Origin of the sequence: Sulfuricaulis sp. (genome assembly GCF_024653915.1) — a bacterium.
Taxonomy (GTDB): domain Bacteria; phylum Pseudomonadota; class Gammaproteobacteria; order Acidiferrobacterales; family Sulfurifustaceae; genus Sulfuricaulis.
In genome coordinates this window covers 106,197-122,340 of the sequence record NZ_JANLGY010000011.1, presented here as the reverse complement: position 1 = coordinate 122,340, position 16,144 = coordinate 106,197, and the positions used below count along the sequence as shown (strand labels likewise).

Annotated in this window: 14 protein-coding genes and 2 pseudogenes; 10 read left to right on the top strand and 6 right to left on the bottom strand. The window is 57.8% G+C overall.

From position 1 onward, the window contains the following. Nucleotides 1-23 precede the first annotated feature (23 nt). Together NUV55_RS06005 and NUV55_RS06000 are read left to right on the top strand one after the other, a co-directional pair. Complete coding sequence (locus tag NUV55_RS06005; protein ID WP_296671246.1) at nt 24-842, top strand: class I SAM-dependent methyltransferase; 819 nt, start codon at nt 24-26, stop codon at nt 840-842. Beyond that, nucleotides 839-1,573, top strand: a complete 735-nt coding sequence (locus tag NUV55_RS06000) for a 16S rRNA (uracil(1498)-N(3))-methyltransferase (RefSeq protein ID WP_296671244.1) — start codon at nt 839-841, stop codon at nt 1,571-1,573. Before NUV55_RS06005 ends, NUV55_RS06000 begins: the two co-directional genes overlap by 4 nt. Here NUV55_RS06000 and NUV55_RS05995 read toward each other — a convergent pair. From NUV55_RS05995 to NUV55_RS05975, 5 genes and pseudogenes are all read right to left on the bottom strand, one after another. Then, the gene (locus tag NUV55_RS05995) at nt 1,570-3,972 is read right to left on the bottom strand and encodes an EAL domain-containing protein (RefSeq protein ID WP_296671243.1); all 2,403 of its coding nucleotides are present in this window, start codon (nt 3,970-3,972) and stop codon (nt 1,570-1,572) included. The genes NUV55_RS06000 and NUV55_RS05995 overlap by 4 nt on opposite strands. Nucleotides 3,973-4,361: 389 nt before the next feature. After that, on the bottom strand, nt 4,362-4,676 hold the full coding sequence (locus NUV55_RS05990) for a PilZ domain-containing protein (protein WP_296671241.1): 315 nt from the start codon (nt 4,674-4,676) through the stop codon (nt 4,362-4,364). A 215-nt stretch (nt 4,677-4,891) separates the two neighbouring features. Beyond that, nucleotides 4,892-5,728 carry a 23S rRNA (adenine(2030)-N(6))-methyltransferase RlmJ gene (locus NUV55_RS05985; protein ID WP_296671239.1) on the bottom strand — a complete coding sequence of 279 codons (837 nt, stop codon included), beginning with the start codon at nt 5,726-5,728 and terminating at the stop codon, nt 4,892-4,894. A 68-nt stretch (nt 5,729-5,796) separates the two neighbouring features. After that, nucleotides 5,797-6,810 carry a porphobilinogen synthase gene (gene hemB, locus NUV55_RS05980; RefSeq protein WP_296671237.1) on the bottom strand — a complete coding sequence of 338 codons (1,014 nt, stop codon included), beginning with the start codon at nt 6,808-6,810 and terminating at the stop codon, nt 5,797-5,799. Nucleotides 6,811-7,255: 445 nt separating this feature from the next. After that, nucleotides 7,256-7,897: pseudogene (locus NUV55_RS05975) on the bottom strand (adenylate kinase); the annotation flags it as partial. A 221-nt stretch (nt 7,898-8,118) separates the two neighbouring features. Between NUV55_RS05975 and NUV55_RS05970 the strand changes: the two are divergent. The 8 genes and pseudogenes from NUV55_RS05970 (at nt 8,119) to NUV55_RS05935 (ending at nt 15,993) form a co-directional block, all read left to right on the top strand. Next, nucleotides 8,119-8,538 carry a hypothetical protein gene (locus NUV55_RS05970; protein WP_296671234.1) on the top strand — a complete coding sequence of 140 codons (420 nt, stop codon included), beginning with the start codon at nt 8,119-8,121 and terminating at the stop codon, nt 8,536-8,538. A gap of 5 nt (nt 8,539-8,543) precedes the next feature. Then, complete coding sequence (locus tag NUV55_RS05965) at nt 8,544-9,815, top strand: 6-phosphofructokinase (RefSeq protein WP_296671233.1); 1,272 nt, start codon at nt 8,544-8,546, stop codon at nt 9,813-9,815. A gap of 40 nt (nt 9,816-9,855) precedes the next feature. Beyond that, on the top strand, nt 9,856-10,044 hold the full coding sequence (locus NUV55_RS05960) for a hypothetical protein (protein ID WP_296671231.1): 189 nt from the start codon (nt 9,856-9,858) through the stop codon (nt 10,042-10,044). A gap of 123 nt (nt 10,045-10,167) precedes the next feature. Continuing rightward, a complete protein-coding gene (locus tag NUV55_RS05955; RefSeq protein ID WP_296671230.1) occupies nt 10,168-12,189 on the top strand; it encodes a sodium-translocating pyrophosphatase in 2,022 nt (673 codons plus the stop codon). A 403-nt stretch (nt 12,190-12,592) separates the two neighbouring features. Beyond that, nucleotides 12,593-13,660, top strand: coding sequence for a GSU2403 family nucleotidyltransferase fold protein (locus tag NUV55_RS05950; protein ID WP_296671228.1), 1,068 nt, complete (start codon nt 12,593-12,595; stop codon nt 13,658-13,660). Between the two features lies 1 nt (nt 13,661). Continuing rightward, a pseudogene (locus NUV55_RS05945) lies at nt 13,662-13,808 on the top strand (sodium/proton-translocating pyrophosphatase); the annotation flags it as partial. Between the two features lie 175 nt (nt 13,809-13,983). Next, complete coding sequence (locus NUV55_RS05940) at nt 13,984-15,579, top strand: DNA cytosine methyltransferase (RefSeq protein ID WP_296671226.1); 1,596 nt, start codon at nt 13,984-13,986, stop codon at nt 15,577-15,579. A gap of 3 nt (nt 15,580-15,582) precedes the next feature. Beyond that, the gene (locus NUV55_RS05935) at nt 15,583-15,993 is read left to right on the top strand and encodes a very short patch repair endonuclease (protein ID WP_296671225.1); all 411 of its coding nucleotides are present in this window, start codon (nt 15,583-15,585) and stop codon (nt 15,991-15,993) included. On the opposite strand, the gene NUV55_RS05930 is transcribed toward NUV55_RS05935, so the two are convergent. Beyond that, nucleotides 15,968-16,135 carry a hypothetical protein gene (locus NUV55_RS05930; RefSeq protein ID WP_296671223.1) on the bottom strand — a complete coding sequence of 56 codons (168 nt, stop codon included), beginning with the start codon at nt 16,133-16,135 and terminating at the stop codon, nt 15,968-15,970. The genes NUV55_RS05935 and NUV55_RS05930 overlap by 26 nt on opposite strands. Between the last annotated feature and the right edge of the window lie 9 nt (nt 16,136-16,144).

Genomic DNA, 16,144 nt, shown 5'->3' with positions numbered 1-16,144 from the left:
AGAGTGATTATGCTAACCGCACCATGGCAACTTCCCCGTTTCGTCGCTCAGCGCCTGCCGCGACCAATCCACACCGTGCCACAAGCCGCATCGCCCTCGGCTTCAATGGCAATGAGGCCCTGAAATCCCGCGCCGAGGAACTGGCGCATGAGCTGGAACTACCATTGGTGATGACAGGAGATCCGGGTTCTGATTTACAGCTGGTTCTGACACCCGAACACCTTGAATTACGGGATCCTCATGACCCACGTCTGGGTCCGGTATTCGTGGATTTCACGCCTCTCGACCTGCGCCCCTACAGCGCAAATCTCTCGCGCCGCCAACCGCTGGCGCGCGCCTTCGGAAAAAAAGTGCGCACTATCGCGGATGCCACAGCGGGGTACGGACAGGATGCGCTATTGCTGGCGCTCATGGGTTTTCACGTCACTGCCATTGAGCGCTCGCCCGTGGTCGTGGCGCTGGCCCAGGATGGCCTGAATCGCCTCACTACATTGACGGGGATGGTCTTGTCCGAGCGCTTACGACTCGTGAACGGCGATTCCCGCTCGCTGCTTCCCACGCTGGCACCACGCCCCGACGCAATCTATCTCGACCCGATGTTTCCGCCGAAACGCCGGAAATCCGCCGCCGTGAAAAAGGAAATGCGCCTACTGCGCCAACTGGTCGGCGACGATGCCGACGCGTTGGAATTGCTTGAGATCAGTCGCGGCGTCGCCCATGATCGTGTAGTCGTGAAACGGCCAGACGATGCACCACCGCTCGCGCCGGACCCAAGCATGAGCCTGACGGGCAAACTGGTGCGCTATGACGTGTATCTTGCGCGCCATCGGACCAAGACATGACCGAACCCTTGTTTTATTCCGAGCAGCTCGCCGAGCCCGGCGCGACATTGGTACTGACGGGCGACGAGGCGCATCATGCCGCTGCCTCGCGCCGGCTCCATGATGGCGACACATTATGGCTTTTTGACGGGCATGGCAGCATCGCGCGCGCCACACTGCTGCGTGTCGTGGCACGCGGGCGGACACTGGAATTGCGCATCGAGGAACGGCGTAGTGAACCGGCACCCAAACCGGAAATTCATCTCGCCTGTGCGCTGCCCAAGGGCGACCGCCAGCAGGTACTGCTCGACATGACTACCCAGCTCGGCATGGCGCACTTCACGCCGCTGGCCTGTGAGCGCAGCGTGGTTAAGCGCGGCGCGAACAGCATGGCGCGCTGGAAAAAAATTTGCCTCGAGGCCTGCAAACAAAGCCGGCGGTTACACCTTCCCTCCATCGAAGCAACATCCACGGTACGCGACATCGTTGAGCGCATGAAAGCGGCGGGCAGCAGCGTGTGGCTCGCCCACTCAGCCGCGCAGGCCGTGAGCGTTTCAACCGCGGCCAATCAAGGGGCGAAACACGTAACGATTCTGATTGGCCCGGAAGGCGGGTTCACAGAAGCAGAGATCGAACAGGCTGTCGCGGCCGGAGCAAGAATGCTCACACTGGGGACATCCATACTGCGGATAGAAACCGCGGCCGTGACGATGGTCGCCGCCTTTGCATTAACCGCTGGATCCAGCACCTAGACCGCGGGACGGCCCAGCGCCGAGATGTCCATATCGAACGGCTTTTTCTTCGCGGTTACCACTTTCCCCGCGAGAACATCGGAGGGCAACTCAAGAGGTTGCGGAATATGCAGGCCATAACCCTGGGCGTAGTCCACACCCATTTCGCGCAGCTTTTCGAGGATCTTGTCGTTTTCCACATACTCGGCCGTGGTGCGGATGCCCATGACGTGACCAATGCGGTTGACCGCCTCGACCATGGCATAGTCGACTTCGTCATCGATCATGTCACGCACGAAGGCACCGTCGATCTTGATGATATCGATGGGCAGGCTTTTCAGGTAGCCGAAGGACGACATACCGCTGCCAAAATCATCGAGGGCGAAGCGACAACCGAGGGCGCGCAGCGCGGCAATGAAGTGCGTGGCGCGGTTCCAGTTGGCGATGGCCGCCGTTTCCGTGATTTCGAAACAAATGCGACGGGGCGAAAGGCGCGTGGTACGGAATTGTTCCATCACAAATTTCAGGAAATCCTCGTCGCCCAATGACTGGCTGGAAAGATTAATGGCCAAGTGTTCATCGGAGGCGTGGTCTGCCAGCCAAGCTAAGGCAGTTTTGACAACCCAGCGGTCGACGGTGCTCATCACGCCATAACGCTCAGCAGCCGGGATAAACGCCATCGGCGGCACCAGCTCGCCGTTTTCATCAATCATGCGCACCAGCACTTCCCGGTAGGGATAGTCACCTGCCGTCGTAACGAGCGGCATAATGCGCTGAAAATATAGAACAAACCGGTTTTCATCGAAAGCGCGCATGATGCGGGAGACCCATTCCATTTCGCCCTGGCGATGCGTCGTTTCATGGTCGTCTTCCTGATGCACCCATATACGGTTGCGGCCCTTGTCCTTGGCCATGTAGCAGGCGCCGTCGGCGGCGCTCAATACACTCGAAGCCGTATGGCTGCCGGCGTGGATACCGACCAATCCAATAGAAACACCGACACGGAAGGTTTTGTCTTGCCATACAAAACGGAAATCCTCCAGCGCCTCCAGCACCTTGTGCGCGATCTGCTCCGCCTGCGGGATGTAGCAGCCCTCAAGCAGGATGCCGAACTCGTCGCCACCCAGGCGGGTCAGGGTGTCACTGTCGCGAATGAGGGGTCGCATGAGCCCGGCGATCTGGCGCAATAATTCGTCACCGGCGACATGTCCACAAGTGTCGTTAATCACCTTGAATTGATCGAGATCGAGATACAACAGGACGTGGCGCTTGTCCTGCTCCCTGGCGCTGGAGATCAGGCGCTCCAGCAGCACCTCGAACTCGCGCCGGTTGGCCAGCCCGGTGAGTGGGTCGTGGCTGGCCTGCCAGCTTAATTGCTTTTGCATCTGGCGCTGCTCGGTCACATCGCGGAACACCAGGATCGCCCCGATGTCCTCGCCGTCGCTGTTGCGGACCGGCGCGGCGTTGTCCTCGACGGCCAGCTCCCGACCGGAACGGCTGACCAGCAGAGTGTGCTTGTCCAGCCCGGTGATGGGCGCATCCAAGACGCCCATCATTGCCGGATGCTCGAGCGGCTTACGCGTGGTTTCGTTGATGATGTGGTAAATGTTACGCAGCGGCTGGCCGCGCGCCTCCGCGTTACGCCAGCCCGTCATATGCTCCGCGGCCGGATTCATGTAATTGACGTTACCCTGCTCATCGGCAGCAATAACTGCATCGCCCACCGAATGCAACGTGATCTCCGCGTGTTCCTTTTCCTGCGCCAGGGCCTGTTCCACGAGGCGTGTGCGGTAAATGACATAGGCGGCAATGAGAAAACCCGAAGCAATAATGATCGCAGTGAGGAGGACCATGACCAGATAGGCCGAGTTGTATTCCCGGGTGGCCTGCGCCGTTGCCTTTTCGCTCTCGACACGTTCCAGCTCCACCATCTCGTCCAGCAGGCCCAGCATGGTTCGCTGACGTAACAGATCATGCCGCAGGATTTCCTCCTTGACACCGGTGAGACGCTCACTTGTGATTCTTTCCACCAGCGCCAGATGCAGCGGCTGGTATATGCGCACCTGTTCCAGCACTTTATCCAGCGCCAACTGCTCCCTTTGCTCAAGGCCAATCTCCATCAGTCGGTCGCGAAGCTGTATGAATTCAGCAGCCATGCTGGTAAACCGGCGCAATTCTTCCTCGCGGTCGAAGGGATCATCCATGATGAACATGGCGTAAGTGCTGAGCGCCCGTTCACGGGCAACGTGGCGCATCGAAAAGATGATGTCGGCCTTGGCGTTGTATTTCTCGGTGACGAGCTTGAGGTGATTGTGGATCGCGGTAATGCGCGTCAGGCCCACTCCCGCGAGCGCGACAGTGAGCGCCAAAACCAGAACAAAGCCGGAGGCGATGAGAGACTTTGACTTATATCGAAACATGCAAAATACAGGCACCCGGCCGATGACCGACAGGTTTTTTATTTTCGATTTTCGCCGACAACCTTACGCGTTACTTCCCCGCCCGGCCCTTCTCTTCGAATCCGGTATCCGTAGTAACGCGCAATTAATTGGTTATCCCCGTCCCTTGGGGCTATATGTGTGCAAGGGACGTGCCTTAAACAGGCCCTGGACAAATATCGATGGGAAACAGTGTAGAAACGCGGAGTTAGAGTACGGCGATCAGAAACAAGTTTAGTCCACGACTCTCGAATTCCGGCCGGAAAATGGCGCCAGGCTTACGTAAAACGGCAACTGGTGTGATTTCGCCCCGTCGGATCAAAACCAAACGGGGGGAGCGGATGGGAAATTATCGAGAAAAACGCCGGGGGTTAAGCGTTGTAGACCAAATTGACCAGGCTGAAATAGGCATCCATGCCGACGTCACCGAAAGTCAGGCCGACGCCATTGTCGGTAATGCGGCGGATTTTCGCGGGAATACGATGCTGCTTGGTTTCACCGGCAGAAATCAGTGTCAGTCCCAGCTCCACGGGAGCATTGAAATACGGGAGCCCCTCTGGAGTACCCTGAATAAATGCCCCATTCAAACTGATGTCCCGGATAGTGCAAATCATGACCTGTGCCTGATAATTCAGCACGGCGTCGAGCGTGACCGGCACGCGTTGACTATCCCGCCTTTCGTTCATAGCGTTACTGTCCTCCCCTTGCATAGCCGGTAAGCCTTTGACCACCGGAACCTCCACGCCGGAAACCGGCAGAAACGGTTTTATTATTGAAAACCAGTACTTACTGGTGAATAAAATACCCGGTTCGGCGTGTTCTGTCGATGGATGTTTGTAACAGTTGGTTGCCGTTGCGCTTTTACCGCTGGTCAGGACCGTTACCGGTGACGTCTGAGTCCTTATTCCGGAACCAGCCAAGTTACTGCTGCGCGGGCAGCCGGATGCTGCCGCAGCCGCTCCAACAGGATCGATGACACTGATTGGAGCGTTTCATCCAGCTTCCAGGCAGGGTTGATCACTACCATGCCGCAACCGTTCAGACGGAAACCCGAGTCTTCCGGATATGGACTGAATTCCGCCAGCAGGATTTTGCGTATCCCCGTCGCGACGAGCATACGATGAAAGCGCTCAACGGGAGGGCGGCCCTTGATGGGATACCACAGGGCATACATGCCTGTATCCCAGCGTGCGTGGGCGATGCGCAGCCCATCGATAACCTGTTCAAATTCCTTGTCCGATTCGTAGGGCGGATCGATCAGCACCAGGCCGCGTCGTTCCTTAGGGGGCAAAAGCGCCTTGAGGCCAGCATAACCGTCCTGCCCCTGAACAAGCACCTGCCGGTCGCCGGCAAATTCGTTTTTTAAATGCGTGCACTCCTCCGGCTGAAGTTCAAATAGTACGGCGCGGTCCTGCGGCCTCAGAAAAAACCGTGCGACACGTGGCGATCCCGGGTAATACCGCAAGCTGTCCGCGTCATTCAGCGCGCGCACGGCGGCCAGATAGTCCGCCACTTCAGGGATGGACGAGTTATTCCACAGGCGCTTGATACCGTCCCGGTACTCACCGGTTTTCTGCGCCGCCGCGCTACTGAGGTCATAACGGCTCGCGCCGGCATGGGTGTCCAGATAGCAAAACGGAGTTTCTTTCTTGTGCAGCGACTTGAGCAGCAGCGAGAGCACGACGTGTTTGAAGACGTCGGCGAAATTGCCGGCATGGAAGATATGGCGATAATTCATAAAAGCAGTAGCAAGTTGCAAGTATCAAGTGGCAAGTAAAATACAAAAAACCTTATTCTTGCTACTTGTCACTTGCCACTGTCTTTCAACCATCCCGCGGCGCGTTCGGCGAAATAAGTGAGAATGGCGTCCGCCCCGGCGCGCTTGATGGAAAGCAGCGATTCCAAGACACAGGCACGTTCATCGAGCCAACCATTTTTCGACGCCGCCATGAGCATGGCGTATTCGCCACTGACCTGGTAGACGAAGGTTGGCACACCAAACTCGTCTTTCACCCGGCGCACAACGTCGAGATAGGGCATCCCGGGCTTGATCATCACCATGTCCGCGCCCTCCTCGATGTCGAGCGCCACTTCGCGCAGTGCCTCATCGGAATTGGCCGGATCCATTTGATAATTTTCCTTGTTGCTCTTGCCGAGATTGGCAGCTGAACCCACGGCGTCGCGGAAAGGACCGTAAAAATGGGAGGCATATTTCGCGGAATAAGCGAGGATGCGAGTGTGAATATGACCCGCTTTCTCCAGCGCATCGCGGATGGCGCCGACACGCCCGTCCATCATGTCCGAGGGCGCCACGACATCGGCCCCGGCGGCGGCATGCGACAAAGCCTGCTTCACCAGCACCGCCACGGTTTCGTCGTTCAGCACGTAACCGCTGCTGTTGATCAGCCCGTCCTGGCCGTGTGAGGTATAAGGATCGAGGGCTATATCGGTAATCACGCCCAGCTCCGGGCAATGTTTCTTGAGTGCGCGCACCGTTTGCGGCACCAGGCCCTTGGGATTAAATGCCTCTCTGGCCTTGTTGTCCTTTTTCGATGACGGCACTACCGGGAACAGGGCGACGGCGGGCACACCCAGCTTCAGAAGCTTTTCTGCCTGCTTGAGCAGCAGGTCGGTCGTTACGCGGCTGATGCCAGGCATGCTCGGGACCGGTTCTGCGCGGTTTTTGCCTTCCATGACAAACACCGGTTGGATAAGATCGTCCGCCGTGAGCCGGGTCTCGCGCATCAAGCGGCGCGAAAAATCATCGCGCCGCATGCGCCGCATGCGTATCCGCGGGAATTTTCCGGTGTCGGTTGCCATGATGGTCTGAGGAAGCGGTGATTTTTCCTAATGCTAGCTTAGCCGTCCGCTGGGCGAAATGCCGAGACGACTTTTTCAAAAAACCGGGCCCGTTTCCCGGGCCCTGCTGACGAACCCAACCAGATTACTTGACCTTTTTGGCTTTGGGAACGGATTTGGTCGCTTTCTTGGATTTGGCTTTGGCCTTTTGCGGCGTGGTCTTTTTCGGGGCGGATATTTTCACAACTGGCTTCGCCTTGGATTTGGCAGCGGCCACGGCCTTGGCCTCTTTGGCCGCTTTAGCCACTTTTGCATCTTTAACGGCTTTTGCTTCTTTAGCAATCTTCGCCGCTTTAGCCGCCTTCACCGCTGCCTTGGCCTTGGCCTCTTCCGCCTTGGCCTTGGCGGCCTGGCGCACCGCCGCCGACTCAATCATGTTCATCACATCAGCCAGCGGCCGGATTTGCGACTCGATGATATCAGTCGCACTCTTGAAGATGGCGCTCACCGCGCCCACGCCACGCACGGTGCGGAGTTTCCCCTGTGCCTTGTAGTAGTTGGCGAGCGGTGCGGTCTGCTGCTGGTACACGGCGAGGCGCTTGCTCACCGTCTGTTCGTTGTCATCGGAGCGGTGCGTGAGGCTGCTGCCGCACTTGTCGCACTTGTTCCCGATCTTCGGGGCCGAGAAATGAATGTTGAAGATCGCACCGCAGGAACCGCAGGTGCGCCGGCCGGTCAGACGCTTCATCAATACGTCGGCGTCGACATCCACCAGCAGCGCGAGCTGCAAGGGTTGGCCGAGTCGCGCCAACATGGCATCGAGTGCCTGGGCCTGCGGAATATTGCGCGGAAAACCGTCGAGAATAAAACCATTCTTGGCGTCGGGTTTGGCGAGCCGCGCCTGAATCATGCCGAGCACAATTTCATCGGAAACCAGTTGGCCGGCATCCATCGTCGCCTTGGCCTTTTTTCCCAGGTCGGTCCCGGCAGCGACTTCCGCCCGCAGCAAATCGCCCGTGGACATCTGCGGAATTTTGTACTTCTCGACCAATAACTTAGCTTGCGTTCCCTTGCCGGACCCCGGCGCTCCCAAAAGCACGATTCTCATGGCATTCTCGCTTTTAAGTTCTTGGTGGTTCGTGGTATCTGAGGATTTTTCCCCTGGTTTAACCTCAGGGGCGCGTAAACTACAATTTGCCCACCTCGGCGTCAATGGTCCGACCCCTATAAATGGACCCTATCACCAGATTCAACTTTCCGCGTGTTCCAAGGAGGGAAACTTGGTTAAGCTCGGTATTCCAGGCAGGATACCGCCCTGATTTCCATCCGATGAATCAAAACAAAATACCGGATTTTACCGAGACCGAGCTCTGGGCCGTGCGCAATACCCTGAAGGAACGCTACGGCAAGGAGATCGAACCGCAACGGGCCGACTCCGAGGTCATGCTCGGCGGCGCCGATGGCGTGGCCTGGTGCCCGGCACTGTTCTGGAGCGCGAAGGGGGCAAACTTTGCCATTGTAAAACCCGGTGCCAAGCGCTTTCGGGCCAACTTCTATTACCATCCGGAGTACCAACTCGGCACCGGCATCGACAGTTATGACGAGATCGGCGACTGTGTCATCAGCGTGTTGCAAGTCGAGTCCGATCATCTGCGCAAGCAGAAAATCAAAACGGATCAGCAACCGGCGAAGGATAGCGATGACTCGCCGGACAAACCGGACTTATCACCAAACTTCTGGGGAGATTGAAACCTGTGGCAAAAAGCAAACCCAAAAATGCATTCTACGCCCAATCGGGCGGCGTCACCGCCGTCATCAACGCCTCGGCCTGCGGCGTACTGGAAACCGCGAAAAAATATCCGAAGAAAATCGGCAAGGTCTACGCCGGACGTAACGGTATTATAGGAGCGCTGACGGAAGACCTGATCGACACCGGCAAGGAATCGGTGGCCGCCATCAAGGCGCTACGTCACACGCCTTCGGGCGCGTTCGGCTCCTGCCGCTACAAATTGAAAGGCCTGGAGCAAAACAAGCGCGAGTACGACCGCCTGATCGAGGTGTTCAAGGCGCATGATATTGGATTCTTCTTTTACAACGGCGGCGGAGACTCGGCCGATACCTGCCTCAAGATTTCGCAACTGTCCGAGACCATGGGCTACCCCATTCAGGCCATTCACGTCCCCAAGACCGTGGACAACGATCTGCCGATCACCGACAACTGCCCCGGTTTCGGCAGCGTCGCCAAATACATCGCCGTCTCCACGCGCGAAGCAAGCTTCGACGTGGCTTCGATGGCCAAAACCTCAACCAAGGTATTTATTCTTGAAGTCATGGGCCGTCACGCCGGCTGGATCGCGGCCGCGGGCGGGCTCGCCTCGACTCCGGATACTGAGATTCCGATCGTGATCCTGTTTCCGGAGGTCAGCTTCAACAAGGAAAAGTTTCTCGCCACCGTTGACGCCAACGTCAAAAAATTCGGCTACTGCACCGTGGTGGTGTCCGAAGGCGTAAAGAGTCCGGACGGCAAGTTCCTCGCCGACCAAGGCCTCAAGGACGCCTTCGGTCACGCCCAGCTCGGCGGTGTCGCGCCGGTCGTGGCCGCGATCATCAAGGAAGGTCTCAATCTCAAGTATCACTGGGGCGTGGCCGACTACTTGCAGCGCGCCGCGCGTCACATCGCCTCGAAGAACGACGTGGAGCAGGCCTATGCCATGGGCAAGGCCGCCGTGGAATTGGCCGCCAAGGGTCATAATTCGGTGATGCCCACGGTGGTGCGCCTGTCCAGCAAACCTTATAAATGGAAAGTGGGCCAAGCCCCGCTTAATAAGGTAGCGAACGTCGAGAAGATGATGCCCAAAGACTTCATCACCGACGATGGCTTCGGCATCACCGCCAAGTGCCGCACCTATCTGGAACCGCTGATACAGGGCGAAGATTATCCGCCGTACAAGAATGGCCTGCCGCAATACGTGCGTCTCAAGAATGTGCCGGTGAAAAAGAAACTCTTGGGCGAATTCAAACCCTGAAAAATCAGGCGCCCGCATTACACTCGACAAGGCAACGGAATTGCTCACGGTACAGGCGGGTTTTGGCGGGTTCTACAACGCCAATTCGTCCAAGCTGATTCTCGCGGAAGTCAGCCGTGAGCACAGCCAGGCAGCCGTGGACCGGCTAATCCGTGACTTGAATCTCGACAGGGTATTTGGCTTCGAACCGGGAATGCATTTCGAAGGCGGTTTAACCATGAAGAAATAAACGCCTTGAATTACAATTGATTTGGATCAACGAAGCGATTCAACTGAATCAGTTACTTTCAGCACTCTTCGATAACCAAAGCGCCTAACGGCGCAGCAACGTTTCACTTGCGGGAGGAAACACATGTCTGACAGCCTGATCTTTGCCCTTGCTTGCGCCGTCGCCGCTATCGTATACGGCGTGGTGTCCATCAAATGGGTGCTGGATAAACCCACCGGCAGCGAGCGCATGCGCGAAATCGCCGCCGCCATTCAGGAAGGCGCCTCGGCCTACCTGAATCGCCAGTACACCACTATTGCTGTCGTCGGCGTGATTCTATTCCTCGTTATTTATTTCGTGCTCGATCCCCGCACTGCCATTGGCTTCGCCATCGGCGCACTGCTTTCCGCTGCCACCGGCTATATCGGCATGCACATTTCGGTGCGTGCCAACGTGCGCACCACCGAGGCGGCCAAGGACGGGCTCAACCCGGCACTGCAAGTGGCGTTCCGCTCGGGCGCTATCACCGGCTTGCTGGTGGTCGGCCTCGGACTGCTGGGCGTGGCCGGGTATTACGCCCTGCTCAAACATTTATATCCCGGCTTCTCCCAGTCGGAACTGATAGCACCGCTGGTCGGGCTCGCCTTCGGCGGCTCGCTCATTTCAATCTTCGCGCGTCTCGGCGGCGGTATCTTCACCAAGGGCGCCGACGTGGGCGCTGACCTCGTCGGCAAGGTCGAGGCCGGCATCCCCGAAGATGACCCGCGCAACCCGGCGGTGATCGCGGACAACGTGGGTGACAACGTCGGCGACTGCGCCGGCATGGCCGCCGACCTGTTCGAGACCTACGCCGTGACCATCATCGCCACCATGCTGCTTGGCAGCATGGTGCTGCCGAATTTCGGCAACGCCGTGCTGTATCCGCTGGTCCTCGGTGGCGTGTCCATCCTCGCCTCCATCCTCGGCACCTTCACCGTCAAGGTCAGCAAGAAGGAAAAAATCATGAACGGCCTGTATCGCGCCGTAATCACCTCCGGGGTGCTGGCCGCGATCGCGTTTTATTTCGTGACCGACAAAATGATGGTCGGCAACGGCTCCTACAGCACCATGCAGATTTACGGCGCGGCGCTCATCGGGCTCGCGCTCACCACCGCCATGGTGGTCATCACCGAGTACTACACCGCCACCCAGTACAGCCCGGTGCGCAAGATCGCGCAGGCCTCGACCACGGGCCATGGCACCAACGTCATCGCCGGCCTCGGCCTGTCCATGAAAGCGACGGCGCTGCCGGTGCTGGCGGTGTGCGCCAGCATCTGGGGTGCCTATGAACTTGCTGAGCTCTACGGGATAGCCATCGCCGCGACCTCGATGCTGTCGATGACCGGCGTCATCGTGGCGCTCGATGCCTATGGTCCGGTCACCGACAACGCCGGCGGAATCGCTGAAATGGCGGGGCTGCCGAAAAAAGTGCGCGACATCACCGATCCGCTGGACGCCGTCGGCAACACCACCAAGGCCGTCACCAAGGGCTACGCCATCGCCTCGGCAGGCCTGGCGGCGCTGGTGCTGTTCGCGGACTACACCGACGCGCTCAAACACGCCGGCAAGGCAGTGGAATTCAGCCTCACCAACCCCAACGTGATCATCGGTCTATTCATCGGCGGCCTGATCCCTTACCTCTTCGGCGCCCTCGCCATGGAGGCGGTGGGCCGCGCCGCGGGCAGCGTGGTGGTGGAGGTACGCCGCCAGTTCAAAACCATCAAGGGCATCATGGAAGGCAAGGCCAAACCGGATTATTCCAAGGCCGTGGACATGCTGACCAAAGCCGCGATCAAGGAGATGATCGTCCCGTCGCTACTGCCGGTGCTGGTGCCCATCGTCGTCGGCTTCACCCTCGGACGCGAGGCGCTCGGCGGCGTGCTGCTCGGCTCCATCGTGACCGGTATCTTTGTCGCCATCTCCATGACCACCGGCGGCGGCGCCTGGGATAATGCCAAGAAATACATCGAAAACGGCAAGCACGGCGGCAAGGGTTCAGAGGCGCACAAAGCCGCGATCACCGGCGACACCGTGGGCGACCCCTACAAGGACACGGCGGGACCTGCGATCAATCCCATGATCAAGATCATCAACATCGTGGCGCTGCTGATCGTCCCCCTCTTATAGTAGAAGATTCCCACCGAATCCCCTCTCCCGCCATGTAAATGGGGTGTGCGCGCAGCGCACCACGGCTCGCCTCCCTCTCCCGCGAAGCGGGAGAGGGAATGAGGGTGAGGGTGCGGGAGAGGTCTGGGAGAGGGTTCCATCATCAAAAAGGGCCGGCTTTGCCGGCCCTTTTGTTTTTCTGTGCACCGGCGGCGAGCCTCTCCAGCCTCTGCCGCACGCGGGAGCAATTTACTCGAACCTGTCTCAAAATTATTTCCCCCCCTCCCCTTGCGGGAGGGGGTCAGGGGGAGGGGATTTAATTTTGAGACAGGCCCTTTCCCGGTTCCGGCCGCGTCATAAACCCGGTCAGTATCCGTCATTATCTGTTGTTGACGGATACTATAGTATCCACTAGGATTTCGTTATGACGGATACCAACCGACGGCTCCCCATGTTCACACCGCACCGCCGTTCGCTGACAGTGTTGTACGCCGACCTGGAGAACCATGCGCTTAACCAGGGCGAGGTCTTCGTCGGCACCGCCGGCTCGGTCATCGAGCGCAAGAATGCCTCCGGGTTTCGCTTCTACGCCCACCAGTTCTATGACGGCGAGGGCAAGAAGCGCGAGCGCTACCTGGCGGGGCCCGTGGGCGACCCGAAGGCCGATGCCGCCGCGGCCGGGTTGCGCGAGCGAATCAAGGAGCTGAAGGAGATCGTGCCCTCGCTGCGCCTGCTGGGGCGGGAGGGATTCAATCTGGTCGATGCCAGGACTTATGCCACCCTGGCCAGCCTGCACAATCACGGAGTGTTCGGGGCCGGCGGGATGCTCATCGGCTCGCACGCCTACGGGGTGCTGCTGAACCGGCTGGGTGTCCGTGCGACACCGTATGCCACGGAAGACATCGACATCGCCCGGCGTGAAGCGCTCGCGTTTGAAATGTCGCCCGAACAAGGCCTGCTCGAGATGCTGAAGGATTCCGGGATCCCCTTCGTCAAAGTGCCCCCACTCAACCGCAAGAAACCGCCGACTTCTTTCAAACAGCGCGGCCGGTCGCGGTTTCATGTCGATCTGCTGGTGCCCTCGGCAAACGAGGATTTTCCCGTGGTGCCCGTGCCTGAACTCCAGGCGCACGCCACGGGCCTGCCCTACCTCTCCTATCTCCTGGCCGAGTCCCAGACGGCGATGCTGATGGCGCGCGAAGGCTGCTGCCCGGTGCGGGTGCCCCTGCCCGAGCGCTTCGCCGTGCACAAGCTCATCGTCTCGCGCCTGCGCACCGGGCGTGAGGCGAAATCCGGCAAGGACGTCTTCCAGGCCTGCGTGCTGTGCGCGGCGCTGGCGGAGAGCCACCCGGGCGCTATCGAATCCGCCCTGGCGCAGGTTCCGCGCCGCGCCAGAAAATACCTCGCCCCCGCAGTCACAGCCGCGCGCCGATTGCTCGAGCCTGCCCACGCACGCGCCTGGGAAGAGCTCTCGCAAACAGCCAAACCTTAGGCACGGCGGCAAGGGTTCGGAGGCGCACAAGGCCGCGATCACCGGCGACACCGTGGGCGACCCCTACAAGGACACCGCCGGCCCGGCGATCAACCCCATGATCAAGATCATCAATATCGTGGCGCTGCTGATCGTGCCACTCTTATAGAGTGCGCGCTCTGCGCGCTTCGGCTCGCTCCCTTCTCCCCTTGCGGGAGAAGGGGTGGGGATGAGGGGTAAAATTTATCAATTAGGGCCGGCGCAAGCTGGCCCTTTTCTTTTTCGCCAGAAAATCCTCACTACCAAGCGACAGCCGGCCTTCTAATTCAGGTAATATAAAATTCATGTCACGATGTAAGATAATCCCGATAATCGATCTCTTCGCTGGTCCCGGCGGGCTTGGTGAGGGTTTTTCTGCTTTCTGTTTATCTGATAAGCAGCACCCCTTCAAGGTTATGCTCTCTATCGAGAAGGAGCGTACCGCACATAAAACTCTTCTTCTGAGAACCTTCCTGCGACAATTTTCTGAGAATCGTTTTCCTAAGGAATATTACGAATTTCTGAGAAATCCCAAAGAGTCTCAAGAACATAGGCTTACGCAGCTTTATGAGAAATATCCAAAAGAATTCGAAGCGGCCTCTCGTCAAGCCATGCATGCTGAGCTTGGCCCTGCCGAACAGACAAGAATCAGGGGTGCAATCGACACGGCCTTAGACGGGTCGACTGAATGGGTTCTCATTGGTGGCCCGCCATGCCAGGCATATTCACTGGCAGGCCGGTCACGAAACAAAGGGATATTGGACTACAAGCCAGAAAATGACCGGAAGCAGTATCTTTATCTCGAATACTTGCAGGTTATTGCGGATCATGTCCCGGCGATGTTTGTGATGGAGAATGTCAAAGGACTGCTGTCAGCAACAGTAAAAAACCAATATGTGTTTACCCGCATCGTCGATGACTTGCGTGACCCCTCTCGGGCGCTCGCGCGAGAGGGGCGTAAAATAAACCAACAGGGGCGCAATAAGACACGGGCTCGTTACCGCATCTATTCGGTTATCCATACTGACACTACCAAACCGCTCGTATCATCGGACTACGTGGTGCGTATGGAACAGCACGGTATTCCACAGGCGCGTCACCGGCTCATCCTGCTGGGTGTACGAGAAGACCTCGAACAGGCACAGCCACCAAGTCTTTTCAAACATGCGCCGATCCCGACAAACCATGTTCTTGATGGATTACCGAGATTGCGAAGCGGGCTTTCCAACGGGAATGATAGTGCTGATAATTGGGCTCATGCCCTTCATGCAGCGCGCGAACGACGCTGGTTTGAGGCCTCCAAGAAGAAAGCAGGAGCTGAAGTTTACAAGCTTTTGCGTGAATTGACCCAGCATGTGCGACAACCCAACGCAGATCGGGGCGCTGAGTTTGTCCCATGCGCGCCAAACATAACTCACCGACCAGACTGGTTCCTTGATAAGCACTTGGAGGGTGCGTGTAATCACAGCAGTCGGTCACACATAACCAATGACCTGTACCGATATCTTTACGCAAGTTGCTTTGCAAAGATTCACGGACGATCGCCAGTGATCAGCGACTTTCCAGCCGATCTTCTTCCAGAACATTCGAATGTCGAAGATGCGCTCGATGGTGCGTATTTTGCTGACCGTTTCCGGGTGCAGCAATGGGGACGCCCCGCCACTACTATCACCAGTCACATTTCAAAGGATGGCCATTACTACATCCACCCAGACGCCTCTCAATGTCGCAGCCTGACTGTAAGAGAAGCTGCCAGAATTCAAACCTTCCCGGACAACTATTTCTTCTGTGGCCCTCGCACGGCGCAATATGTACAAGTCGGAAACGCAGTTCCGCCTCTGCTTGCACTTCAGATAGCCGAAATTGTGCACGTCGTGCTGAAACAGGCTGGTGCAATTTGAGGTATGGATACCCTCAGCAAAGCTAAGCGGAGTTGGAATATGTCCCAAATTCGCAGCCAAGACACTTTCCCGGAAAAGATAGTCAGATCAGCAATTCGCCGGCTCGGTTATCGAATACAACTTCATGTGAAGGATCTGCCAGGGAGACCGGATATTGTCCTCCCGCGACGCAATACTGTGGTGTTTGTTCATGGTTGTTTCTGGCACAGGCACTCGCGTTGTCGGTTCACCTATACGCCAAAAACACGCCGAACCTTCTGGCTGCGCAAGTTCACAGAGAACCGAGACCGCGATGCGCGTGCGCGTCGGCATCTTCGGAAACTCGGGTGGAAAGTAATTACGGTCTGGGAGTGTCAGACCAACGATGTGAAAACTCTTACCGTCAGGCTCAAGCGTCTATTGTCATCTGGTTGATGATATGGCGCGCCTGCTCAATTTTCTTTTTATCCCAATACCTGAGGTCACCAGTTTCTGACTCATAGCCGTCAATACCATCTATCGCGGCTGCAAGCAGCTCCAGCAACTCACTCTTTGACATCTGATCAAGAAGTTTCATTGAAAGCCC